This is a genomic window from Sporanaerobacter sp. (genome assembly GCF_047830725.1).
Classification (GTDB): Bacteria; Bacillota; Clostridia; order Tissierellales; family Sporanaerobacteraceae; genus Sporanaerobacter.
The window spans coordinates 916,440-939,382 of sequence record NZ_CP181252.1 but is presented as its reverse complement, the minus strand read 5'-3'; the positions used below and the strand labels follow the sequence as shown (position 1 = coordinate 939,382).

The window sequence follows — 22,943 nt, the reverse complement described above, 5'->3', positions numbered from 1 at the left end:
AAACTATGGAAATGCAAGCTAAGGTATTGGGAGCTAGTCCATTTCAAACCTTTAGATATATAACACTTCCACTAATAGCACCGGGAATAATTTCTGCAAGTAGTATGATTTTTATTGTATCTTTTAGTCAATATTTTCTTACCTTTTTAATTGGTGGTGGAAGAGTAGTGACTTTTTCTATGATGATGTTCCCATTTATTCAAAGTGGAGATAGGATGATGGGCTCAGTTTTTAGTATTGTATTTATCTTGACTACTCTTATATGTTTGATGATAATGGAAAAAGCTATAAGGCATTATTACAAAAATGGCAATTTCTTTTATAGTTAAAGGAGAATTAATATGATTGAATTACAAAATATATCTAAGAGTTTTAATGGCAAAAAAGTGTTGGCTGATATCAATCTTGAAGTTTTTAAAGGAGAATTAATATCACTATTAGGTCCATCAGGTTGTGGTAAGACTACTACTTTAAAGATTATTGCTGGATTGTTAAAACCAGATACAGGAGATATATTATTTAATGGGAAATCAGTATTGACGGTTCCAGTAGAGAAAAGGGGAGCAGTAATAGTATTTCAAGACTATTTTTTATTTCCACATTTAAATGTAGAAGAAAATGTAGGCTTTGGTCTAAAAATGGCAAAGGTAGATAAAGAAATAAGAAAGAAACAAGTAAAGAAGATGTTAGAGCTAGTTCAATTAGAAGAATGTAATAAAAAAATGCCCCATGAACTTTCAGGGGGACAAAAGCAGAGGGTTGCACTAGCTAGAGCGTTGGCAATTGAGCCTAAGGTACTTCTTCTTGATGAACCATTCTCTAATCTAGATGTGAGACTTAGAGAAGATATGCGAGATTTTATACTTGCTATACAAAAGCAACTTAATATTACTACAATATTGGTTACTCATGATAAAGAAGAAGCATTAATGACTTCAGACAAAATGGCGATTATGTTAGATGGAGAAATAAAGCAATTTGGAACTCCATTAGAATTATATCAAAGGCCTTGCTCTAAGAAAGTGGCTAATTTTTTAGGAGAAAAAAATTATATTGATGGTAGCATTATAGATGGATATTTTGTTAGTGGAATTTGTAAATTTAAAACAAATCTTAATAATAATAAAGGAATTAGTTTAATGATTAGACCTGAAGATATAAAGTTATATTCTCCAGGTGAAACTGATATTAAGGGTATAATAAAAGTAAAAAAATATGCGGGAGATAGGATATATTACACTGTAAAAGTACAAGATTTAGAAATTAAATTAATAGCTGATCCTAATATGAATTTTCAAATAGGTGATGAAGTTTCTATTTCAATAGATTATGAAAAAGGAATATTTTTTTAGAGGTAGGAGGTATAAAAATGTTAGACACACATGGAAGAAAGTATGTGGATCCATTAATAAAAGGTGTTGCAAATATTTTCATAAGACTACATTTTACTGCAAATACTATTACTAAAATAGCTTTTTTGGTAGGAATATTCTCGGGTATATTAGCCTATTTTGAAAAAGAAATTTTCGCTGTTATTGTACTATGGATATCAGGACTTTTAGATGCGGTAGATGGTGAAGTTGCTAGATATCAGAAAACTACAACAGCCTGGGGAACATTAATGGATATTACCTTTGATAGAATAGTAGAGTTGTCAGTTATAATAGCTCTGGGATTAAGGTTTCCAGATTCAAGGATGGAATTGTTGTTTTTATCTTCAACAATAATAATTTCAATGACTGTGTTCTTAACTGTAGGTGCATTGTCTGAGAAAAAGGGAATGAAATCTTTTTATTATCAAGCAGGGGTCATGGAGAGAACAGAAGGATTTATATTATTTTCTTTAATGATATTATTTAATAAGTACTTAAGCATCATTACTTTTATATATGCATCATTAGTGCTATTTACTGCTTTTCAAAGACTATTTGAAGCGAAAAAACTTCTAGATAAATGAGAAAAATTTATTCAGACAATTTAGCTGAGTAAAAGGGTGATTTAGAAGACTAGTCAATGAATTAACAAAAAAACTGATATTTAGGAGCTGAGAAAAATATAAAAAAATACATAATAGCTATTTTGTGAGATTAGTTTCATGAGGAAATTGAAAGATGCTAGAAAAACTTCGTTAATTTTTAGATAATTCAGAAAATTCCTTGACATTTGGACAGAAAACTATTATATTGAGACTTAACAATATATATAGGGGGAGGCTTAAGGATGAGTGGTGAACATGTAAAAAGTATTAATCGAAGTTTGGGAGAACGAGAAAGCTTTAAAAGTAGTTTTGGGCTTTTGGCAGCAGCAATAGGTTCGGCAGTAGGATTGGGTAATATATGGAGATTTCCTTATATTACAGGGAAGTACGGCGGGGGTGCATTTATTTTAGTTTATCTAATTTGTGTAGCAGCAATAGGTATCCCAATAATGTTGGCTGAATTTTTAGTTGGAAGACAAAGCAAAAAAGATGCTATAAATTCTTTTAAAGAATTGGCTCCAGGTTCTAAATGGTATATTAGTGGTGTATTGGGTGTATTGTCTGCATTTATGATTCTTGCATTTTATGGAGTTATAGCTGGATGGACATTGGAGTATATTGTAAAATCTTTTGGCAATCAGTTTGCAGGTGCTGGAGCGGAAGAAATTGGGAAAATGTTTTCTTCTTTTGTTTCCAGTCCTATTCGACCTATCATATGGCAAATCATTTTTATGGCTATAACTGGTATAGTGGTGGCTACGGGAGTAGAAAAAGGAATAGAAAAATATTCTAAGCTATTGGTTCCTCTATTGTTAGTCATAGTTATTATATTGGATATAAGAGCAATTACTCTTCCAGGAGGGAAAGCTGGACTTGACTTTTTATTTAAACCTGACTTTTCAAAAATTACAGGAGAAGCTATACTTGCTGCTTTAGGGCATTCATTTTTTTCTTTAAGTTTAGGAATGGGTATTATGATCACATATGGTTCATATATTAGCAAAGGAGAAAAAATTGGTAAAATAAGCTTAAATGTTGCTATAGCTGATACTTTAATTGCATTGCTTGCAGGTGTAGCAATATTTCCAGTAGTTTTTGCATTTGGAATAGCACCAAATAGTGGACCTGGATTAGTATTTATGACATTGCCAAATGTGTTTGGTCAAATGCCAGGAGGATATATTTTCTCAATATTATTTTTCTTGTTGCTAGGGTTAGCAGCACTTACAAGTACCATATCTTTGTTAGAAGTTGTTGTATCTTATGCAATAGAGAAATTTAATATGGATAGAAAGAAAGCTGTAGCTATTTGTACACTGCTTATAACTATATTGGGAGTATTTGCCTCTCTCTCTAACGGGCCATTGTCAGGGGAAGTATTCTTCGGCAAAAACTTCTTTGACTTTTTAGATTATTTAACAGCTAATTATTTCTTGACTATTGCAGCGTTCATAACTAGTTTGTTTGTAGGATGGAAATTAGATAAGAACATCATTAAAAATCAATTGACCAATGAAGGTAGCATAAATGCAGGATATATGGGAATTTTCTATTTTATATTAAAATTTATTGCACCTATTGCTATAATTATAGTATTTTTAGCTGGAATAGGATTGATATAAGGCCTTAAATTAGGCCTTATATTTTTTCTTGAACTTATGTATAAATAAAGTCATCACATAATCTAAAGCTAAAAAGACAGGTTGAAGTAATATAAATATCTGCATTAGAGGCATTTGTATATTTGTAGGAGTAGAAATAAAGAGCCCATATATTTTATATGAGATAAATAATGCTAAATTAAAATATAGAAGCTTTAAAATTATTTCAAAGGGAATTTTGCCCATTTTTTCTATATAGTTTTTTATGATTCCATAGGGGCCAAAAAAGAGGATATAAGACAGAGTTATTTCTCGGAAACCTACAAGTAAAAGGGATAATACTAAAGTAGAAATATATATGTATATACCATACTTAGTCCCTATAAGAAGTATTCCTATTGGTATCATAAGAGAAGCAAAAAAGAGCATGGCTAATTTGTTATAGGCAAGAACAGTCCCTAAATATATAAAAATGACCCCTAAAGCAGTCAATATTCCTCCGTATGCAACAGCTTTGCTCTTGTTTAGCAACATGGAATAAAATCGCCTCCCATAGATTCACATAGACAATCTAAACAATATAGGGTTGTGCAAATTTGGCAGAGATCATGATCTTTATCTTTTCCATAAGGTTCTCTATAATTGTCATTTCTTCTATTTAGTGAATTGAAAGCTTGATTATATTCCCTATTTCCAGGGTCCATAGAATGAGCCTTTTGAAAACAATCATAAGCTCCATCATACCAACCTTTTCTTTGGTTTATGATTCCCATTAAGAAGAACCACTCTGCCGATCTATTATTTATTGAATTTAATTTTCTTTCAGCTTCAGAAAAATTGCCTTGCTGAATATCAATTCTTACATTGTATAGAAGTTCTTCTTCAGAAAGATATTTTCCATTATTTTTCATGAGATATTCATAGGCTTCATTTATTTCTCTCATTTTTTCTTCTGCCAAATTTCTAAGAGGGTTATCTATATATTTATCTGGGTGATATTCACTGGCGAGTTTTCTATAAGCTTTTTTTATTTCTTCTTGAGATGCATTTCTATTTACACCAAGTACTTCATAAGGATCTTTCATTTGGTAGATTCCTCCTTTTTAAATACAAAATCCATTTTTTCTAGCAATCCGTAGTTGAATATATTGTATAGAATTTCATCATTTTTTTCTATAGGCAGTGAATTTAATATTTCTGAACATTCTCTTGCATAAGAAGTTAAAATAAAGTTTATTCTACTTTTAACAGATTCCCTAAATTCATTATAAGGCAAATTGTCTTTATTTAAAACTGCATTTATACCATTAAATTTATTGTGATTTAAATCTTTTTCTAAATCATCAAAGGCATCCATTATATAAATCCATTTTCCTAAATTATATCCTAAATAGTATAGATTTTCTTGATATTTTTCATCATTATAGTAATCAAGTATGCTATGAGCCGTAAGTTCTCCAAAGGGATGACTGAGTTCATCTAAATTTTCTACATTTCCTGATTTTTCTAAAGAATATAGTTTTTCTAGTTTTTTCACTATATGATCTTTTGTTTTAATATATTGTGTGGGAATTTTTTTTAAATATCCTTTTAATAAGATTGAAAAAATTTTACTCTTAAAAGAATTGTCATCATCTATATCATCTAGTAGTTTATGATAAGCCAGTATTACATTTATAAATGATGCATATTCTAATGGAGAATTGTTGACAATAAAATTTCTTTTTTTAAATGGATGAAGAATACAATTGCTATGTATATATTCATTTTTATGGCTATCAAGTGCATCTAAAAATATGGCTAAAAAGGTCATGTCATAGTTTATTGTAATTCTTGGCATATTTCCAAAGTTATATTTTATAGCTCTACATAATCCACAATAATACGCTTTTACTTTTTCATAATCTTTAATTTTTAGTTCCATTTTACATGGTATTACATATCCAAACATTTTTTTCTCCATAATGATATTTTAAATTTAATATATCATAAAGGTATTGTTCTTTCAATGAAATTGAATTTTATCTGGTATAAACTGTTTGACTAGACTACATAAGAATAATATAATAAATGTTGACAATCCGTTGTAGTACCTACTATAGTGAATGATTAATACTACCAATAATGGAGGGATAAAATGGAACTTTTTAAAGAAACCTTAAAAGCTATAGCACCACCAGATGAAAAGGCAAAAAAAATTGCCAGTGAAAGATTGGATAATTTAGCAAAACCTATAGGCAGTCTTGGAATATTGGAAGATATAGTTATAAAGATGGCTGGCATTACAGGAAAGCCTCACAATAGTATTGAAAAAAGAAATATAGTCATTATGTGTGCAGACAATGGAGTAGTAGAAGAAGGAGTAAGTGCTCCTCCACAAGTATTTACAAAAATTCTTACTGAAAATTTGACAAAGGGGCTTACAGGAGTATCTGTTCTTTCTAAATTTGCAAATTCAGATGTGACGATAGTAGATATTGGAGTTAATGGAGAATTTAATAATCCCAAAATACTTAACAAAAAAATTAATTACGGCACTAAGAATATGACAAAAGGCCCTAGTATGACCCGTGAAGAAGCTATAAAAGCTATAGAAGTGGGAATAGAAGTTGCGGATAGGCTCTATAGTGAAGGAGTAGACATTCTTGGTACAGGAGAAATGGGTATAGGGAATACTACTACTAGCAGTGCAGTATTGAGTGTTTTTTCAGGTCTTGAGCCAGAGATTACTTGTGGAAAGGGAGCAGGGCTTACAGAAGAGCAATATGAAAACAAGATAAATTGCGTAAAAAAGGCTATTGAGATAAATAAACCAAATAGAGAAGATCCAATTGATGTTATATCAAAAGTAGGAGGATTTGATATAGCTGGGATGTGTGGTTGCTTTCTTTCAGCAGCGAAAAATAGAAAACCAATAGTTATAGATGGTTTTATTTCTTCAGCAGCAGCTCTTTGTGCTGTGAGATTGAATCCATTAGTTAAAGAATACGTATTCCCATCGCATCTTTCAAAAGAACCAGGAGCTATTTATATGGCAAAGGAAATAGGAGTTAAGCCTATGCTTGATTTAGAAATGAGACTTGGTGAAGGTTCAGGATGTCCTCTCGCTTTTCAAGTGATAGATTCAGCACTATATGTGATGGACCATATGGCTACATTTGATGAAGCTACTCTTGATGGGGATAAACTAATAGATATCAGGTGATGAAATGATTGTTTTAGTGACAGGTGGAGCAAGAAGTGGGAAAAGTTTTTTTGCTGAAAAAATATATGAAGGGAAAAAGGATGTAGTATATATTGCTACATCTAAAATAACCGATGGAGAAATGGAGGACAGAATAGAACTCCATAGAAAATCTAGACCAAGTATTTGGAGAACTTTTGAAGGAAACTATGATTTAGATAGTGCATTGGGAGAGGAAAAACATTATTTATTAGATTGTATAACGGTTCTTACGTCAAATATTATGTACGATATGACAAAAGGTGAAGAGAGAATATCCATAGAACTTCAGAAAACCGTAGAAGATGCTATTTACAATGAATTGAAAAAACTTATAGATAAAATAAATAAAAGAGGAAATAGTCTTGTCATGGTGACTAATGAAGTTGGTGATTCCTTAGTTCCAGAAAATCATATAGGTAGAGTATTTAGAGATATTCAAGGAAGAGTAAATCAGAGAATAGCTCAACTTTCTGACGAAGTATATTTGGTATGTTGCGGTATACCGGTGAAGATAAAATGATAAAAGGACTCATACTTTCTATTCAATTTCTTTCAAGAATACCTATAAATATACCTATAGATTTTAATGAGAAAAACTTATCCAAGAGCACGTTTTTTTTCCCATTCACTGGAATGATTATTGGAGGGCTGGCCGGACTTATATATTATCTATCTTCTTATGTAAATACTGATATAGCATCTTTTTTAGCTATAACATCCATTGTAATATTTACAGGAGGTCTCCATCTAGATGGATTGGGAGATACCTTTGACGGTTTTTTTTCTGCTAGAGACAAAGATAGAATACTTGAGATAATGAAAGACAGTAGAGCTGGTACATATGGTGTAGTAGCTATAGTATTAGATATACTTTTAAAATACATACTTTTATCCAATATAAGTGAAAATGTTCCTCTCATACTTGCTCTTTCTTGTGGGAATGGAAGACTTATAGCAGCTATTCTTATGTCTTTTACCAAGATAGCTAGACCTGGTGGGATAGGAGATATGTTTGCTAGAAGTAAACCTAAAAAATATGCCTTGACGGGAGCAATAATATATAGTTTAGTTATTTTTTTCATAAATCCACTGTATCTGATACCTTTGAGTTTTTCATTGTTTGGAGCTTTTTTGATAACTTTGAAGACCTACAAAACTATTGGAGGTTTTACAGGAGATGTATATGGAGCTAGTATAGAAATTACAGAAATAATTTCATTGCTAGCTTTTATGGGGACGACGCTATGGATATAATATTTATTCGTCATGGAGAAACAAAAGAGAATAAAAGGGGTGTATATGGAAGTTTTGATACTACATTGTCTCAAATAGGGATAGAACAGATACTCAAGGCAAAAGAACTGGTACAAGATATTTCTTTTGAAAGGGTATATATAAGTCCATTAAAAAGAACAATGGAAACTGCTGAATTGCTAGGGCTAAAAGGTGATTTTGATAGAAGGATACAGGAAATAAATTTTGGCATATTTGAAGGAAAAACCTATGAGGAAATAAAAAGAGATTATCCTGAAGAAACCTATACTTGGACAAATGACTATATATATTATAGAATACCAAATGGGGAAAGCTTGATGGATCTTTACAGCAGGACAGCAAATTTTTTAGAAGATATTGTGTCAAAAGATAAAAATGCATTAGTTATAACTCATGAAGGAGTTATAAGATGTGCTCTATGTTGGGTATTTGACAATGTAGAATATTTTTATAGATTTAAATTAGATAATGGCAGTCTTACAACCATATCTATTTGGGAAGGCTATAAATATATAAAGAATGTGAATAAATAGAACTTATGTAAAACTGGAACAATCCAGTTTTACATAAGTTTTTTGTTTACACTGTATTAGTGGTATAATATTATTAATTAAATAGCAAATCAGTTTATTTGAAAGGAGTTTTATTATGGAGGATGTAAGAGTTAGATTTGCACCAAGTCCTACAGGATATTTGCATATAGGAGGTGCAAGAACAGCTCTATTCAATTATTATTTTGCAAAGAAAAATAATGGCAAATTTATTTTGAGAATAGAAGATACAGATACAGAGAGGCTTAAGGAAGATTCAGTATCTCAAATAATATCTAGTATGAAATGGCTCGGTATGGATTGGGATGAAGGACCAGAAGTTGGAGGAGATTATGGGCCATATTTTCAATCGGAGAGAAGAGAACTGTATACTAAAGAGATAATGAGGCTTGTAGAAGAAGGAAAAGCATACTATTGCTTTTGTACTGAAGAAGATATTCAAAAAGAGAGAGAAGAACAAAAAAAGAAAAAACTTCCATTCAGATATTCAGGAAAATGTAGCCATCTTTCAAAGGAAGAAGTAGAGAAAAACTTAAAAGAAGGAAAGCCTTATGTCATAAGGATAAAGATTCCAAAGGAAGGAACCACTGAAGTAGAAGATTTAATTAGAGGAAAGGTTTCAGTTGACAATACTCAATTAGATGACTATATAATCATGAAATCAAATGGAATGCCTACATACAATCTCGCTTGTGTAGTAGATGATCATATGATGAAGATAAATTATGTCATAAGGGCAGAAGAACATTTATCCAACACTCCAAAACAAATTCATATATATAGAGCTTTAGGATATGAAATACCACAGTTTGCTCATATTTCTATGATCCTTGCCCCAGATAGAAGTAAATTAAGTAAAAGGCATGGGGCTACAAGTGTAGAGGAGTTTAGAGAAAGAGGATATCTAAAAGAAGCAATAGTCAATTATTTAACTCTATTGGGCTGGTCTCCTGGGGAAGATGAAGAAATATTTTCTGTAGAGGATACACTGGCAAAATTTTCTCTTGACAAAGTTTCAAAAACTGCGGCTATATATGATGTAGATAAGCTTACTTGGATGAACGGCCAATATTTAAGAGAACTGGATTTAGATTATATTGTGAGAGAATCTATTCCCTATTTTATAGAAAGAGGACTAATAGAAGAAGCTGAAATAGAAGAAAAATATGACTATATAAAGAGAGTAGTCGAAGCAGTTAGGGAAAAGGTAAAATTGCTTCCTGAAATAGCAGAAGCTAGTACTTATTTTTTCAAGGATATAGAAGAATATGATGAAAAAGGCGTAAAAAAGAGATTTAAAAAAGAAGGAGTAGTAGAACTTCTAAAAAAAGGCAAGGAGACTCTTGAAAATGCTCCAGCTTTTGATGTGGAAACAGTGGAAAAAGAGTATAGAGATTTAATTGACAGACTTGGAATAAAGGGTGGAGATATTATACACCCTACTAGACTTGCATTGTCAGGTAAAACTGTAGGGCCTGGGCTATTTGATATCATCTCTATATTGGGGAGGAAAGAATGTATAAAAAGAATAGATAAGGCAATAGAATATATAGAGAATATGAATGAATAAAACTCCCTTAAGGGAGTTTTATTCATTTGAAATATTTTCATCCTTGTTATTTGCATAAAGTCTAATGATTCGACTATCATTATAGGCAGTTTTAATAATTAATGTATTCACATCAATTTGAAGTTTATCAACTTTTTCATTTAGTGAATCCAATTTGTCATTTACAACTTCTCGATTGTCATATAATCCCCTTATTTTGTCTACTAGAGTGGTTTCCATGCTGACGATAGCTTTTCGATTTTCCTTTATTTCATTTTCCAATCCTTTTTGTCTGTTTTCTAAACTTTCTTGTCTAGTCTCAAGTCTTTCTTGTCTAGTCTCAAGTCTTTCTTGCCTAGCTTCAAGTCTCTCTTGTCCAGCTTTCAAGTCTTTTATGTCACTTTGCATATTTTCCAAAAGGTGTAATATTTTTTCTTCATTGTTCATACAAAACACCCCTTATAAAATTTCTATCAAATAAATTATATACTATTGGAAAAATAAAAGAAACAGTATTTTACAAAAAATCATGGTTGATATATTTTAAAATAAGTTGTATAATATACTTTGTCGGATGTCGATCCGGGATTGTGTAATGGTAGCACATGTGACTCTGGATCACATTGTCTAGGTTCGAGTCCTAGTCCCGGAGCCATTAAAAATATATATGGCCCCATGGTCAAGCGGTTAAGACGCTGCCCTCTCACGGCAGAATCAGGAGTTCGATTCTCCTTGGGGCTACCACAAAAAAACACCTAAATAGGTGTTTTTAATTTTGCATCAAAAATATACTAAAACAGTATAATTTTGTTCAGAGACAATAGAAAGACTTCTCAAATATTATTGGGAAATCAAAATAGGAATGAAAAATGAAAGTGAATAAGTAAAAGAAAATGCTTAAAAAGTAAATATATGAAGAAAACGTGAGAAAAAATAAGAAATATTTAAATAAATTTGGCTATTGTGAATTATTGCATAAAATCACGCTTTATCAATACTTGAATATATAAAATGTAGATGATAAAGTATAAATAGAAGGTCAAGGAAAGTCAAAGTCAAATAAATAATAAATATTAGGAGGCGATATTATGTTTGGCTTGACACCTTACAGAAAAGGAAGAAGAGATTTAGATGTGATAAGAGACCCTTGGGATTTTGACAAAATGTTTGATTCTATGCTAGAAAGTTTTTATTCAGACTCAGGTTTTCCAAAGTATTTCCCAATGGACAACAGTGGAATTAGAGTAGACATATCAGAGAATGATAAAGAGTATATATTGGAAGCAGAACTTCCAGGAGTAAGCAAAGAAGATATAAAATTAGAACTTAAAGATGATGTTTTGACAATTTCAGCAGAAAAGAAAGAAGAAGTAGAAGAGAAAAAGGAAAACTACATTAGAAGAGAAAGACGTTTTGGCAGTATGTCTAGAAGTTTTTATGTAGATGATGTAGATGCAGATAATGTAAAAGCAAAATTTGAAGATGGAATTCTTATTGTGAAATTGCCTAAAGTTGAGCCTAGTTCACCTAAAAACAATCAAATCCCAATTGAATAAAAAGATAGAAGGTAGGAACTTCCTACCTTCTATCTTTTTATTTACAACTATGTTAAATATTTTTCATATTTTTTCAATTCTTAAGTTATATTTGTTATAATAGAATAAGAAGTATAGTATATAGATAGGGGGAAAGTATATGAAAAAGCTTTTAACAGGCAATGAAGCTATTGCAAGAGGTGCCTATGAAGCAGGATGTCTAGTAGCTTGTGCTTATCCAGGGACTCCTAGTACTGAAATATTAGAAAACGTTTCCACATACAAAGAAATTTATTCAGAATGGTCTACAAATGAAAAAGTAGCATTGGAAGTTGCAAGTGGTGCTTCAATAGCTGGAGCGAGAGCAATGGTGACTATGAAACATGTAGGATTGAATGTGGCTGCAGATCCACTATTTACAATGGCTTATGAAGGGGTAAATGGAGGTCTTGTTGTAGTGACGGCAGATGAACCAGGAATGCATAGTTCTCAAAATGAACAAGACAATAGATTGTATGCTCCTCATGCAAAAGTGGCTATGTTAGAGCCATCTGATAGTCAAGAATGTAAAGATTTCATGAAATATGCTTTTGAAATAAGTGAAACTTTTGATACACCAGTATTGTTGAGAGTGACTACTAGAGTATGTCATAGCAAGGGTTTAGTCGAACTTGGCGAAAGGCAAGAAGTAGGGGTTAAAGAATATGTAAAAGATATAAAGAAATATATTATGGTACCTGCAAACTCTAAAGTAAAACATATGGAGATAGAAACAGAAAGACTTCCAAGATTGCGACAGTATTCAAACAATACTCCTCTAAATAGAATTGAATGGGGAGATAAAAAAATTGGAATTATAACAAGTGGAATTTCTTATTTACATGCAAAAGAGGTATTTGGAGACAATGCTTCATATTTAAAGATAGGTTTTACTTATCCACTTCCAGAGGAAATGATAGTTAAATTTGCAAAAGCTGTAGATAAAGTATATGTGATAGAAGAAAATGAACCATATATTGAAAATACTGTGAAAGCACTTGGAATAGAATGTATAGGAAAAGATTTCATTCCAATATGTTGGGAATTGAGCCCAGATATTATTAGAAAGGCATTAGTTAAAGAAGAAAAAAGAGAAACTTATCATGCAGATGTACAAGTTCCTTCTAGGCCACCTGCTCTTTGTGCTGGATGTCCTCATAGAGGAATATTCTATGCTGTAAGCAAACTTAAAGACATAGTAGTTACAAGTGATATAGGCTGCTATACTCTTGGCATGGCACCACCACTAAATGTTGGAGATACAGTTATCTGTATGGGTGCAGGAATAAGTGCAGGATTGGGATTTGAGAAGGCCTTTAAGATAGCAGGAAGAGATAAAAAGGTATTTGGATTTGTTGGAGACTCAACTTTCTTCCATTCAGGAATGACTGGCCTTGTAAATGCAGTTTATAACAAGACAAATATGGTAATGGTCATACTTGATAATAGAATTACAGCTATGACTGGACATCAAGAAAATCCAGGAACAGGAAAGACTTTGATGGGAGAGGCTACTCAAATAGTCGATATTGAATCTATAGTTAAAGCTGTGGGCATAAAAGATGAAAACATAAGAGTAGTAGATCCTTACAATTTGGAGCAAACAAATGCTGCTGTAAAAGATGCTTATGAAGCTACAGAACCTTTTGTCATCATTACAAAACAACCTTGTGCACTTATCAAGGAAGTTCAAAGAAGAAGAAAAGATATGTATTGTGAAGTAAATCAGGAAAAATGTAGAAAGTGTAAGACTTGTCTAAAAATTGGTTGTCCAGCTATATCTGTGAAGGACAATGTAGTAAGTATAGACAAATCCCTTTGCAATGGATGTACTATTTGTAAGCAAGTTTGTCCATTTGATGCTATAGAAAGGGTAGGTGAATAATATGGTTAAGAACTTATTGTTGGTAGGAGTTGGTGGACAAGGAACTATATTGGTATCGAAAATTCTTTCTCAAGGCCTAATAGCTGAAGGTTATGATGTAAAAATGTCAGAAATTCATGGAATGGCTCAAAGAGGAGGAAGTGTAACTACTCAAATAAGATTTGGCGAAAAAGTATATTCACCATCTATTGGAGAAGGTGAAGCAGATGTTATGATAGCCTTTGAAAAGATAGAAGCAGCAAGATATTTAAATCAACTGAAAAAAGGTGGGAAACTTATAGTTAATGATGTAGAAATGTATCCACTGCCAGTACTTGCTGGAAAAGAAAAATATCCAGATGGCGTCATAGAAGCATTGGAAAAAGAAGTTGAAAATATAAAGGTTATAAATGCAAGAAAAGTAGCAGAAGATTTAGGAGAAGTAAAAGCTCAAAACATTGTAATGTTGGGTTGCCTTGTAAAGGCGTTAGAACTTGAAAATATAGATTGGATAAAACTTATCAAAGAGAATTTACCTGAAAGAGTTCATGAAGTAAATATTGAAGCATTTAAAAGTGGAATGCAGCTTTAGTTAGAAAACACCCTCGAAAGAGGGTGTTTTTTTAAAAAAATAAGAAATTGCAATTTAGTTTGATAATTAAAGATTTATTGCAATAATATATGTTTTATTTCAAAGAATAAGATTAAATGGTATAAAAACCTTTATAAAGGCTAATTAATACATAAAATGTAATTTTACAACAAATATATTAAGAGTATAATCAAGTAGTCATGGGGTGATAAAAATGGAAGATATCATAAATAAAATAATTGATATTGATAAAGAAGCTATAGAAATTAGAAATAAAACTGAAGAGATAAAAAGGGAAAATGAAAAGCAACTCAAGCAAGCAATGAATGATATAGAAACAGAGATAATAGAAAAAGCTAAAAAAGATGGCAAGGAAATATATAATAAATTGGCAATGAAAGGAGAAGAAGAGGCTAAAAAAATTACAGATAGGGGAGAGGCTGTATATAGAAGGATTGAAAAAATTTATGAAGATGAAAAAGAGAAAATAGAAGATGAGCTTTTTATACAAATATTTGATATTAAGAAGTAAGGGGTTGAAAGCATGGGAAATGAAAGAAGATTTGCAGCAATAAATACTAAAATAAGAGTGCTAAATGGGAATCTTCTTACAGATGAAGATTTTATAAATCTGTTTAAATGTAAATCCATAGAAGAATTGGCTTCTTACTTAAGAGAAAATACAAACTATGAAGTGATTTTAAAGGAAGTAAATATAAATAATATTCATAGAAGAGAATTGGAACAGTTGATAAAAGCATATGTTTTATTTCAATATGAAAAATTGCTCCATTATTTTAATGGGGAGTATAAAAAATTATTTAGATCAATTTTTATGCGATATGAAATAGAAGACTTGAAACTTTATCTTAGAGTGCTTTCTAAAGGTGAAGATATTGAAAAATTAGTAAATCACACTGTATATCCTGCCAAATTTAGAGTTTTAAATTATGAAAAGTTATCTAGTTCAAAGGATATTGAAGAGTTTGTGGAAAATTTAAGTGGGACCATATATTATGAAATATTAAAACCTTATTTAAGAAAAGAAGACAGAAGACTTTTGTTTTATATGGAGATGAATTTAGATAGATTTTATTTTCAAACTATAAAGAAGCAAGGATTAAAACTGGATAAATTGGATTCAAAAATTTTTGAAGATTTTCTTGGTAAAAATATTGATTTGCTTAATTTAGAATGGATATATAGGGGAATTAAATACTATAAATTGCTTCCAGAAGAACTAATAAATTATACTATTGAAGGTGGCTATAAATACAATTTTAAAGATATAAGAGAATTTTGCTATTTAGAAGAAGATAAGTTTATAGAAAAAGTACTTAATTCAAAATATAATTTTTTGTTTGATACTCAGCAAGATGTAGACTTATTTATGGAGAGAAGAATTGAAAGATACATCTATTTTCAGTTTATAGAACTCTATAGAAAGGGGAAAATGGATATTACAGTTGCTATGGCTTATATTCATCTATTAGAGTATGAGATGAGGGATTTATATTCAACCATAGAAGCTATAAGATATGGGCTCGATTTAAATGAGGGAAAAAAATATCTTGTAAGGAAAATTGAAGGAAGTGATGTCTAATGGCAGTGGAAAAGATGTCTATGATGAGTATTGTAGGGGATATAGATGAAGTTGACAATGTAGTGAAGGATTTGATCTTGTCGGGGAAAGTGAGTCTTGTCAATGCTCTAAAACAAATAGAAGAAAATAGCTTTATGTTCAATGTAGATGATAGGAATGTAGAAAAAGTTATAGAACTAAATTCTATTACGACTTTTGAAAACAAAAAATATTGTAAAGATTGTATGGATAAGATAGAAGAATTTAAGGATATATATGGAGGAAATATAAAATTAAACCCACTTTGCTTGAATGAAAAATATGATTTAGATGAAGCTATTGAATCTATAAATATAGTATATGATAAATTGATGAAGCCTTATAGGGAAATAAATTCTCTAAAACAAGAATTAAATCAGATAGATGAATTTTATAGGAATTTTGTGTATATAAAAGATGTAGATGTAAATATAGATGACTTAAGAAGACTTGAATATTTTAAGTATGTCTTTGGAGTCCTTTCTAAAGAAGATAGAATTAAACTTAGGAAAAATTATGAAAATATATTGGCAATAGTATTTCATACAGGAAGTAGTGAAAATGGAGAAGTTTATTTAATTATATATCCTGATAGTGTAAAAGAGGAAACTGAAAGGATTTTAAAATCTTTAAATTTCAAAGAAATATATGTTCCTGAATATTTTTCTGGTACACCAGAAGAAATATTAAAAAATATTGAAGCAAAGAGAAGAGAAATTGCAAAGAAAATCAGTGAACTAGAAGAATCTTTAAATAAATTAAAAGATGCTTATTTAGAAGAAGTTGAAGATTTTTTGGCAAAATTTTATATGAGTGAAAAAATAGATGAAGCAAAAGAACAAATGGCTTGTTCTAACCATTTTTTCTATCTTTCTGCTTGGGTTCCAGAGGTAAATAGGGCTGAAATAGAGAATATTTTATCTAAGTATGAGGGATTGCTTGTTGTTTTTAATGATGAAAATGAAATGTTAAATAGAAAAATTCCAACGAAATTGAAAAACAACAAAATATTTAAGCCATTTGAGACTTTGGTGAGAATGTATGGAATACCATCTTACAACGAATTAGATCCAACTCCATTTTTAAGTATTACTTATATGTTTTTATTTGGGGCTATGTTTGGAGATTTAGGGCAAGGGATGATTTTATTTATTGGTGGCCTTTTGCTTTTAAGAAAGCAAGAAAATAAAGTATTTGGGCAGATACTTACTAGGCTTGGCCTGAGTTCAATGATTTTTGGAGTATTTTATGGTGCATTTTTTGGATTTGAAGATGTAATTCCTGCTCTTTTAATCAGACCCTTTGAAAATATAAATACAATTTTGATAAGTGCAGTAGTCATAGGAGTATTTCTAATATTTATAAGTTATATATATAGTATTTTAAATAGCATAAAGAGAAAAGATTTAAAAGAAGGATTGTTTGGTAAAAATGGAGTCGCAGGTTTTGGATTTTATATATTGCTGCTGTTGCTTTTAGGAGGAAAACTTTTGGGGAAAACTATTATTCCTATGGGAATTGGAGAAATATTTGCTGTGATATTTATAGCTCTTATGATTTTTAAAGAACCTCTTTCTAATCTTCTTTTAAAGAAAAGGCCTCTTTATGAAGAAGATGTTTCAAGCTATTATATTGAAAGCAGCTTTTCTATATTGGAAACACTTTTAAGTATGCTTAGTGGTACAGTTTCTTTTATAAGAGTTGGAGCTTTTGCTCTCACTCACGTAGGGTTATTTATAGCTTTTCAGACTATAGGTAAAATGATAGGTACACAACTAGGAAATGTAATAGTTTTACTTATAGGAAATATAATCATAATTGGTCTTGAAGGGCTAATAGTTTTTATTCAAGGATTGCGACTTGAATATTATGAATTGTTTAGTAGGTATTATGAAGGAGAAGGTATTGAATTTAAACCAATAAAATTTTAATGAGGAGGTAAAAAAATGAATTTTATAATGGTATCAACTATAATTTTAGTTTTAATGACTATTGGAACAGGAGTATATTTTCTATATAAAGGTAGGGAAACAAATAAGAAAAAGCTTAAAAAAGTACTAAAGTTTAATTTATATGCTTTTATACCATTGCTTGTGTCAGCTATTATTTTGCTAGTTCCAAATTTTTCACAGGCAGAAACAGCTAGTGTTCAATCAGCTTCAGGATTGGGATTTATAGCAGCTGCTCTTTCAACGGGATTGGCAACTATTGGAGCAGGATATGCAGTAGGTGTAGTAGGCTCATCAGCATTGGGAGCAGTATCAGAAGAACCTCAAATATTAGGTAAAACTCTTATATTTGTTGGATTGGCTGAAGGTATTGCAATATATGGTCTTATAGTTTCAATACTTATATTGGGGAGATTGTAAGCATGAAGTCTTTTTTGATAAGTGATAATAAGGACACTCTAGTAGGGATGAGATTAGCTGGAATAAATGGAGTTTTAGCAAAGGAAAGAGAAGATATATTGGCAGAATTAGAAAAAGCAATGAAAAATGAAGCTATAGGAATAATACTTTTAACAGAAAATGTATTTGATGAAGTGAGAGAAGAAGTGTTTAAGATAAAATTAAGAGAAAATATTCCGCTTATAGTGACTATTCCAGATAGACATGGCATGAGAGAAAAGGACTTTATCACTAAATATATAAGAGAATCTATAGGTATTAAAATTTGAGGTGATGAATTTTGATTACAGTAGAAGATAAGTTAAATATATTTTATAAAATAGTTTTAGAAAAAGAAAAAGAGAATTTTTCTAAGACTTTAAGCCAGCTACAAGAAAAAAACAAAATCATTTTAGATGAGTACAGGGAAAAAACTTTATCTAAAAGAGATGAAATCATTAAAAAAGAAACCAAAAATGGTGAAATGATAAAAAATGAGAAGATATCACAAGCTCTAATAGAAGAAAGAAATAAAATCCTTAAGAAAAAAGAAGAATTGCTTAAAGAACTACTTTTGAGCATAGAAGAAAAGGGCAAAGAGTTTTCTAAATCAAAAGAATATGAAAAGTATTTTCTTGAAGAATTGGGAAAAACTTTTTGCGAAATGAGTGAAAAAGATATAATTTTGTATTTAAAACAAGAGGATAGTCAAAAATATAGACAATCAATTTTAGCTTTAGCTAATAGATTTGAAAAAGAAATTGTGTTTGAAGAAGCTGATAAAGATATAATTGGCGGTTTCTTGATTTCTGATAAGGATAGGACTTATTTAATAGACCAAAGCTTTAAAGCAAAGATAGAGGAAAATAAATATTTAATTGGGCAAAAATTGTATGAGAAATTGGAAAAAGCAGGTGATATCCTTGACTGATATAATGGGAAAGGTAAGTATGATAAATGGTCCTGTCATATTGGGGGAAGAAATGTCAGGATTTAAGATGAGAGAAATGGTTTTAGTTGGGGAAAAAAAACTTATAGGTGAAGTGATTTCAATAGAAGAAGATAAAGGTATAATACAGGTTTATGAAGAAACTGAGGGACTAAAAAAAGGAGAAAATATCTATTCTACAGGAAAGCCTTTGAGCTTGAAATTAGGTCCTGGAATTCTTCAAAATATATTTGATGGAATAGAAAGACCACTAAAGAAGATGAATGAAGAATTTGGGAATTTTATACCAGAAGGAGTAGGCCTTATTTCTCTTGATGAGGAAAAATTGTGGCCCACAAATATTTTAGTTGATATAGGAGATTTTGTGAAAGAAGGAGAAGTTTTTGCTACAGTAGAAGAAACATCTCTTATTACTCACAAATTAATGGTTCCCATTGGAATTAGCGGAAAAATTGTAGAAGTTAAAAAAAGTGGAACTTATTCAATAGAAGAAGAATTGGCAGTGGTTGAAGATAAAAATGGCAGAAGATATCCACTTCGAATGTATCAAGAATGGCCTGTTAGAACCCCTAGACCAGTAAAGGAAAGACTCCCTATAGATAGATTGCTTGTCACTGGTCAAAGAGTATTGGATATATTTTTTCCTATAGCTAAAGGTGGAACTGCTGCTATTCCAGGAGGATTTGGTACAGGAAAGACTATGACTCAACATCAATTGGCAAAATGGTCTGATGCAGATATCATAGTTTATATTGGATGTGGAGAAAGAGGAAATGAGATGACAGAAGTTCTTGAGGATTTTCCTAAACTTATAGATCCTAAAAGCAATAAACCTATTATGGAAAGAACTGTACTTATAGCAAATACTTCAAATATGCCTGTAGCTGCAAGGGAAGCTAGTATTTATACAGGTATAACTATAGCTGAATATTTTAGGGATATGGGCTATCATGTAGCTATAATGGCTGATTCCACATCTAGATGGGCTGAAGCATTGAGAGAAATATCAGGGAGACTTGAGGAGATGCCAGCAGAAGAAGGCTATCCTGCTTATCTTCCTACAAGACTTGCTGAATTTTATGAAAGAGCAGGTTATGTGACTACATTGGATGGGAAAGAGGGTTCTGTAACTATTATAGGGGCAGTATCTCCAGCAGGAGGAGATTTTTCAGAGCCAGTTACGGAAAACACTAAAAGATTTGTAAATGTATTTTTAGCTCTTGATAGAGAGTTGGCTTATTCAAGGCACTATCCTGCTATAAATTGGCTTACAAGTTATAGTGGATATGTAGAAATGCTTAGGGATTTTTATGAAAGGGAATTAGAAGAAGATGTAATTGCTTTGCGTGGTAAGATGTTGAAATTATTGTATGAAGAAGATAAATTGAAAGATTTAGTTTTGCTTGTAGGAGAAGATGTACTTCCAGATGAACAAAGACTTATACTTGAAATTGCCAAAGTAATAAAGATTGGATTTTTACAACAAAATGCTTTTCACAAAGAGGACACTTTTGTTCCGCTAAAAAAGCAATTTGAGATGCTAAAAACCATATTTAAACTTTATGAAAGAGGTTTTATATGTATTAAAAAAGGTATTCCTATTTCTCAAGTCAAGGAAAATGAACTCTTTGAAGATGTCATAAAGATGAAATATACTATTCCAAATGACAATTTAGAGGGTATAAAAGTTTTAAATGAAAAGATAGATAATTATTATGATGTATTAGAGGAAAAATACTCTAAATAGAGAGGTAGATATATATGAGAAAAGAGTATTTACAGCTAGATAAAATAGAGGGAGCAATAGTTGAGCTTTCAAACATTCATGATGCTCGTTATGGGGAAATAGTAGAAGTAGAAGATGAAAGAGGAGATAAGAAATTAGGAAGAGTTATAAAAATTGAAAATGAAAGAGTTATAATTCAAGTTTTTGGTTCTACTGTAGGGATGTCTACTCATGGCACTAAGGTTCGTTTTCAAGGGAAACCTTTTGAAATACCTTTGTCTAAAGATATTTTAGGTAGAACTTTTAATGGAGTTGGAAAGCCTATTGATGGTGGAGGAGAAATATATTCAAAGGAGACTTTCAACATAAATGGGAGGCCAATAAATCCTGTAGCAAGGGAATATCCAAGAGATTATATACAAACAGGGATTTCGTCTATAGATGGTCTTATAACATTGATACGAGGACAAAAATTGCCTATATTTTCAGCAAGTGGGCTTCCACACAATGAATTGGCAGCACAAATTGTAAGATATGCAAAAATAAAATCTAAAGATGGGGAAAAGACAAATTTTTGTATAGTATTTGCTGCTATGGGTGTTAAACATGATGAGGCTCATTTTTTTAGAGATACATTTGAAAAATCTCATGTTTTAGATAGAGTTGTCATGTATGTAAACTATGCGGATGATCCCATAATGGAAAGAATTATTTCACCTAGATGTGCACTGACTGCTGCTGAATATTTAGCATTTGAAAAAAACATGCATGTATTAGTCATAATGACGGATATTACAAGCTATGGAGAAGCTTTAAGGGAAATTTCATCTTTAAGAGAAGAAGTTCCAAGTAGAAGGGGATATCCTGGATATCTATATTCAGATTTGGCTAGTTTATATGAAAGAGCTGGGATGTTAAAAAACAAAGAAGGATCTATAACTCTCATACCAATTCTTACTATGCCAAATGATGATATTACTCATCCTATACCAGATTTGACAGGATATATAACAGAAGGGCAAATAGTTCTTTCAAGAGAATTGTATCAAAAAAATATTTATCCACCTATAAATGTACTACCTTCACTTTCAAGACTTATGAAAGATGGAATAGGAGAAGGATTTACAAGAAAAGATCATCCAGATGTGGCAAATCAACTTTTTTCATCTTATTCAAAAGTTCAAGAAGTAAGGGCTCTTGCACAAATAATAGGAGAAGATGACTTGTCAGATAATGACAAAAAATACCTAGAGTTTGGAAGGCAATTTGAAGAAGTATTTATAACTCAAGGATTTAATGAAAATAGAGATATATTAGATACTTTAAATTTAGGATGGGAAATCCTTAAAATACTTCCTAAAGAAGAATTGGATAGATTAGATTCGAAATTGATAGAAGAGTATCTAGGGAAATAGGTGATTTTATGGCTGTATATAAAATGACTCCAACAAAAGCTAATTTGATGAAAGCTAAAAGTTCTCTTGAATTTTCTAAAAAAGGGTATGATCTTTTGGACAAAAAGAGGACTGTTCTTATAAGAGAAATGATGGCTTTAATTGATGAAGCTAATAAAATAGAAGAAGAAATAAATGAAGGTTTCAAAGAGGCATATGAAAAACTTAAATATGCTAATATAACTATGGGCTCAGAAAACATTGAAGAAATAGCTATGTCATTGGGGAAAGAAGAGGAATTTGAGATTTTATTTAAAAGTGTTATGGGGGTTGAAATACCTTATATAAAATATGAAGAGAGGCCATTTTCTGCGGAGTATGGATTTTTTAGAACAAATCCAACATTTGATATGGCAGTACTAAATTTTATAAAAATAAGATATTTAGTTTATAAATTGGCGGAAATAGAAAACTCTATTTATAAATTAGCTATGGAAATAAAAAAGACTCAAAAAAGAGCCAATGCTTTGGAGAAAATTCAAATTCCTAAATATACAAGAGAGATAAAATCCATACAAGAAGTATTGGAAGAAAAAGAACGGGAAGATTTCTTTAGACTAAAAAGAGTAAAGGGCAAAAAATAAGGCTAGCAAATT

The 22,943-nt window shown here is 30.9% G+C and carries 25 protein-coding genes and 2 tRNA genes; 23 read left to right on the top strand and 4 right to left on the bottom strand.

The features are described 5' to 3' along the window. Positions 1–5 precede the first annotated feature (5 nt). The 4 genes from ACFWUA_RS04570 (at position 6) to ACFWUA_RS04555 (ending at position 3,600) form a co-directional block, all read left to right on the top strand. Positions 6–329 carry an ABC transporter permease gene (locus tag ACFWUA_RS04570; RefSeq protein WP_416198978.1) on the top strand — a complete coding sequence of 108 codons (324 nt, stop codon included), beginning with the start codon at positions 6–8 and terminating at the stop codon, positions 327–329. Between the two features lie 12 nt (positions 330–341). After that, on the top strand, positions 342–1,352 hold the full coding sequence (locus tag ACFWUA_RS04565; protein ID WP_416198977.1) for an ABC transporter ATP-binding protein: 1,011 nt from the start codon (positions 342–344) through the stop codon (positions 1,350–1,352). A gap of 17 nt (positions 1,353–1,369) precedes the next feature. After that, positions 1,370–1,957: a CDP-alcohol phosphatidyltransferase family protein gene (locus tag ACFWUA_RS04560; RefSeq protein WP_416198976.1), complete on the top strand. Its 588-nt coding sequence runs from the start codon at positions 1,370–1,372 to the stop codon at positions 1,955–1,957. 263 nt (positions 1,958–2,220) lie between these two features. Further along, positions 2,221–3,600 (top strand): sodium-dependent transporter, encoded by a 1,380-nt coding sequence (locus ACFWUA_RS04555; protein ID WP_416198975.1) that lies wholly within the window; start codon positions 2,221–2,223, stop codon positions 3,598–3,600. 9 nt (positions 3,601–3,609) lie between these two features. Here ACFWUA_RS04555 and ACFWUA_RS04550 read toward each other — a convergent pair whose 3' ends face one another. From ACFWUA_RS04550 to ACFWUA_RS04540, 3 genes are read right to left on the bottom strand one after another with little or no spacing between them, the layout of a single operon-like run. After that, positions 3,610–4,113 carry a hypothetical protein gene (locus tag ACFWUA_RS04550; RefSeq protein ID WP_416198974.1) on the bottom strand — a complete coding sequence of 168 codons (504 nt, stop codon included), beginning with the start codon at positions 4,111–4,113 and terminating at the stop codon, positions 3,610–3,612. Then, positions 4,104–4,664, bottom strand: coding sequence for a J domain-containing protein (locus tag ACFWUA_RS04545; RefSeq protein WP_416198973.1), 561 nt, complete (start codon positions 4,662–4,664; stop codon positions 4,104–4,106). Before ACFWUA_RS04545 ends, ACFWUA_RS04550 begins: the two co-directional genes overlap by 10 nt. Further along, entirely contained in the window at positions 4,661–5,530 is an 870-nt protein-coding gene (locus tag ACFWUA_RS04540) for a DUF5685 family protein (RefSeq protein WP_416198972.1), read from the bottom strand. The genes ACFWUA_RS04545 and ACFWUA_RS04540 overlap by 4 nt, the downstream gene beginning before the upstream one ends. Before the next feature lie 186 nt (positions 5,531–5,716). Between ACFWUA_RS04540 and cobT the strand changes: the two genes are divergently transcribed. The 5 genes from cobT (at position 5,717) to gltX (ending at position 10,201) form a co-directional block, all read left to right on the top strand. Continuing rightward, positions 5,717–6,784, top strand: coding sequence for a nicotinate-nucleotide--dimethylbenzimidazole phosphoribosyltransferase (gene cobT / locus ACFWUA_RS04535; RefSeq protein WP_416198971.1), 1,068 nt, complete (start codon positions 5,717–5,719; stop codon positions 6,782–6,784). Between the two features lie 4 nt (positions 6,785–6,788). After that, positions 6,789–7,325, top strand: a complete 537-nt coding sequence (gene cobU, locus ACFWUA_RS04530) for a bifunctional adenosylcobinamide kinase/adenosylcobinamide-phosphate guanylyltransferase (RefSeq protein WP_416198970.1) — start codon at positions 6,789–6,791, stop codon at positions 7,323–7,325. Further along, on the top strand, positions 7,322–8,059 hold the full coding sequence (cobS, locus tag ACFWUA_RS04525) for an adenosylcobinamide-GDP ribazoletransferase (protein ID WP_416198969.1): 738 nt from the start codon (positions 7,322–7,324) through the stop codon (positions 8,057–8,059). The genes cobU and cobS overlap by 4 nt, the downstream gene beginning before the upstream one ends. After that, positions 8,050–8,613, top strand: a complete 564-nt coding sequence (locus ACFWUA_RS04520; RefSeq protein ID WP_416198968.1) for a histidine phosphatase family protein — start codon at positions 8,050–8,052, stop codon at positions 8,611–8,613. Before cobS ends, ACFWUA_RS04520 begins: the two co-directional genes overlap by 10 nt. 115 nt (positions 8,614–8,728) lie before the next feature. Beyond that, positions 8,729–10,201, top strand: coding sequence for a glutamate--tRNA ligase (gene gltX, locus ACFWUA_RS04515; RefSeq protein ID WP_416198967.1), 1,473 nt, complete (start codon positions 8,729–8,731; stop codon positions 10,199–10,201). Between the two features lie 18 nt (positions 10,202–10,219). Here gltX and ACFWUA_RS04510 read toward each other — a convergent pair whose 3' ends face one another. After that, positions 10,220–10,627, bottom strand: a complete 408-nt coding sequence (locus tag ACFWUA_RS04510; RefSeq protein ID WP_416198966.1) for a hypothetical protein — start codon at positions 10,625–10,627, stop codon at positions 10,220–10,222. A gap of 134 nt (positions 10,628–10,761) precedes the next feature. On the opposite strand from ACFWUA_RS04510, the gene ACFWUA_RS04505 reads away from it, so the two are divergent. The 14 genes from ACFWUA_RS04505 (at position 10,762) to ACFWUA_RS04440 (ending at position 22,931) form a co-directional block, all read left to right on the top strand. After that, a tRNA-Gln gene (locus tag ACFWUA_RS04505) sits at positions 10,762–10,835 on the top strand. A 14-nt stretch (positions 10,836–10,849) separates the two neighbouring features. Further along, positions 10,850–10,924 (top strand) — tRNA-Glu (locus ACFWUA_RS04500). Between the two features lie 344 nt (positions 10,925–11,268). Beyond that, a complete protein-coding gene (locus tag ACFWUA_RS04495; protein WP_416198965.1) occupies positions 11,269–11,736 on the top strand; it encodes an Hsp20/alpha crystallin family protein in 468 nt (155 codons plus the stop codon). A gap of 139 nt (positions 11,737–11,875) precedes the next feature. Next, a complete protein-coding gene (gene iorA, locus ACFWUA_RS04490; RefSeq protein WP_416198964.1) occupies positions 11,876–13,639 on the top strand; it encodes an indolepyruvate ferredoxin oxidoreductase subunit alpha in 1,764 nt (587 codons plus the stop codon). Position 13,640: 1 nt separating this feature from the next. Further along, the gene (locus ACFWUA_RS04485; protein ID WP_416198963.1) at positions 13,641–14,210 is read left to right on the top strand and encodes an indolepyruvate oxidoreductase subunit beta; all 570 of its coding nucleotides are present in this window, start codon (positions 13,641–13,643) and stop codon (positions 14,208–14,210) included. Between the two features lie 214 nt (positions 14,211–14,424). Then, complete coding sequence (locus tag ACFWUA_RS04480; protein ID WP_416198962.1) at positions 14,425–14,742, top strand: hypothetical protein; 318 nt, start codon at positions 14,425–14,427, stop codon at positions 14,740–14,742. Positions 14,743–14,754: 12 nt separating this feature from the next. Then, positions 14,755–15,813 (top strand): V-type ATPase subunit, encoded by a 1,059-nt coding sequence (locus tag ACFWUA_RS04475; protein ID WP_416198961.1) that lies wholly within the window; start codon positions 14,755–14,757, stop codon positions 15,811–15,813. Continuing rightward, positions 15,813–17,762 carry a V-type ATP synthase subunit I gene (locus ACFWUA_RS04470; RefSeq protein ID WP_416198960.1) on the top strand — a complete coding sequence of 650 codons (1,950 nt, stop codon included), beginning with the start codon at positions 15,813–15,815 and terminating at the stop codon, positions 17,760–17,762. The genes ACFWUA_RS04475 and ACFWUA_RS04470 overlap by 1 nt, the downstream gene beginning before the upstream one ends. Positions 17,763–17,777: 15 nt before the next feature. After that, complete coding sequence (locus tag ACFWUA_RS04465; RefSeq protein ID WP_416198959.1) at positions 17,778–18,200, top strand: ATP synthase subunit C; 423 nt, start codon at positions 17,778–17,780, stop codon at positions 18,198–18,200. Positions 18,201–18,202: 2 nt separating this feature from the next. Beyond that, the gene (locus ACFWUA_RS04460) at positions 18,203–18,508 is read left to right on the top strand and encodes a V-type ATP synthase subunit F (protein ID WP_416198958.1); all 306 of its coding nucleotides are present in this window, start codon (positions 18,203–18,205) and stop codon (positions 18,506–18,508) included. 11 nt (positions 18,509–18,519) lie between these two features. Next, positions 18,520–19,149 (top strand): V-type ATP synthase subunit E, encoded by a 630-nt coding sequence (locus ACFWUA_RS04455; RefSeq protein ID WP_416198957.1) that lies wholly within the window; start codon positions 18,520–18,522, stop codon positions 19,147–19,149. Positions 19,150–19,153: 4 nt separating this feature from the next. Then, entirely contained in the window at positions 19,154–20,914 is a 1,761-nt protein-coding gene (locus ACFWUA_RS04450; RefSeq protein WP_416199172.1) for a V-type ATP synthase subunit A, read from the top strand. Between the two features lie 14 nt (positions 20,915–20,928). Next, positions 20,929–22,308: a V-type ATP synthase subunit B gene (locus ACFWUA_RS04445; RefSeq protein ID WP_416198956.1), complete on the top strand. Its 1,380-nt coding sequence runs from the start codon at positions 20,929–20,931 to the stop codon at positions 22,306–22,308. An 8-nt stretch (positions 22,309–22,316) separates the two neighbouring features. After that, the gene (locus ACFWUA_RS04440) at positions 22,317–22,931 is read left to right on the top strand and encodes a V-type ATP synthase subunit D (RefSeq protein WP_416198955.1); all 615 of its coding nucleotides are present in this window, start codon (positions 22,317–22,319) and stop codon (positions 22,929–22,931) included. The last annotated feature ends 12 nt before the right edge of the window (positions 22,932–22,943 follow it).

What these genes read in the sequence shown, in the direction of transcription:
- ACFWUA_RS04570 (WP_416198978.1), top strand. Translation starts at nt 6, where the DNA reads ATGGAAATGCAAGCTAAGGTATTGGGAGCTAGTCCATTTCAAACCTTT.
- ACFWUA_RS04565 (WP_416198977.1), top strand. Translation starts at nt 342, where the DNA reads ATGATTGAATTACAAAATATATCTAAGAGTTTTAATGGCAAAAAAGTG.
- ACFWUA_RS04560 (WP_416198976.1), top strand. Translation starts at nt 1,370, where the DNA reads ATGTTAGACACACATGGAAGAAAGTATGTGGATCCATTAATAAAAGGT.
- ACFWUA_RS04555 (WP_416198975.1), top strand. Translation starts at nt 2,221, where the DNA reads ATGAGTGGTGAACATGTAAAAAGTATTAATCGAAGTTTGGGAGAACGA.
- ACFWUA_RS04550 (WP_416198974.1), bottom strand. Translation starts at nt 4,113, where the DNA reads ATGTTGCTAAACAAGAGCAAAGCTGTTGCATACGGAGGAATATTGACT.
- ACFWUA_RS04545 (WP_416198973.1), bottom strand. Translation starts at nt 4,664, where the DNA reads ATGAAAGATCCTTATGAAGTACTTGGTGTAAATAGAAATGCATCTCAA.
- ACFWUA_RS04540 (WP_416198972.1), bottom strand. Translation starts at nt 5,530, where the DNA reads ATGTTTGGATATGTAATACCATGTAAAATGGAACTAAAAATTAAAGAT.
- cobT (WP_416198971.1), top strand. Translation starts at nt 5,717, where the DNA reads ATGGAACTTTTTAAAGAAACCTTAAAAGCTATAGCACCACCAGATGAA.
- cobU (WP_416198970.1), top strand. Translation starts at nt 6,789, where the DNA reads ATGATTGTTTTAGTGACAGGTGGAGCAAGAAGTGGGAAAAGTTTTTTT.
- cobS (WP_416198969.1), top strand. Translation starts at nt 7,322, where the DNA reads ATGATAAAAGGACTCATACTTTCTATTCAATTTCTTTCAAGAATACCT.
- ACFWUA_RS04520 (WP_416198968.1), top strand. Translation starts at nt 8,050, where the DNA reads ATGGATATAATATTTATTCGTCATGGAGAAACAAAAGAGAATAAAAGG.
- gltX (WP_416198967.1), top strand. Translation starts at nt 8,729, where the DNA reads ATGGAGGATGTAAGAGTTAGATTTGCACCAAGTCCTACAGGATATTTG.
- ACFWUA_RS04510 (WP_416198966.1), bottom strand. Translation starts at nt 10,627, where the DNA reads ATGAACAATGAAGAAAAAATATTACACCTTTTGGAAAATATGCAAAGT.
- ACFWUA_RS04495 (WP_416198965.1), top strand. Translation starts at nt 11,269, where the DNA reads ATGTTTGGCTTGACACCTTACAGAAAAGGAAGAAGAGATTTAGATGTG.
- iorA (WP_416198964.1), top strand. Translation starts at nt 11,876, where the DNA reads ATGAAAAAGCTTTTAACAGGCAATGAAGCTATTGCAAGAGGTGCCTAT.
- ACFWUA_RS04485 (WP_416198963.1), top strand. Translation starts at nt 13,641, where the DNA reads ATGGTTAAGAACTTATTGTTGGTAGGAGTTGGTGGACAAGGAACTATA.
- ACFWUA_RS04480 (WP_416198962.1), top strand. Translation starts at nt 14,425, where the DNA reads ATGGAAGATATCATAAATAAAATAATTGATATTGATAAAGAAGCTATA.
- ACFWUA_RS04475 (WP_416198961.1), top strand. Translation starts at nt 14,755, where the DNA reads ATGGGAAATGAAAGAAGATTTGCAGCAATAAATACTAAAATAAGAGTG.
- ACFWUA_RS04470 (WP_416198960.1), top strand. Translation starts at nt 15,813, where the DNA reads ATGGCAGTGGAAAAGATGTCTATGATGAGTATTGTAGGGGATATAGAT.
- ACFWUA_RS04465 (WP_416198959.1), top strand. Translation starts at nt 17,778, where the DNA reads ATGAATTTTATAATGGTATCAACTATAATTTTAGTTTTAATGACTATT.
- ACFWUA_RS04460 (WP_416198958.1), top strand. Translation starts at nt 18,203, where the DNA reads ATGAAGTCTTTTTTGATAAGTGATAATAAGGACACTCTAGTAGGGATG.
- ACFWUA_RS04450 (WP_416199172.1), top strand. Translation starts at nt 19,154, where the DNA reads ATGGGAAAGGTAAGTATGATAAATGGTCCTGTCATATTGGGGGAAGAA.
- ACFWUA_RS04445 (WP_416198956.1), top strand. Translation starts at nt 20,929, where the DNA reads ATGAGAAAAGAGTATTTACAGCTAGATAAAATAGAGGGAGCAATAGTT.
- ACFWUA_RS04440 (WP_416198955.1), top strand. Translation starts at nt 22,317, where the DNA reads ATGGCTGTATATAAAATGACTCCAACAAAAGCTAATTTGATGAAAGCT.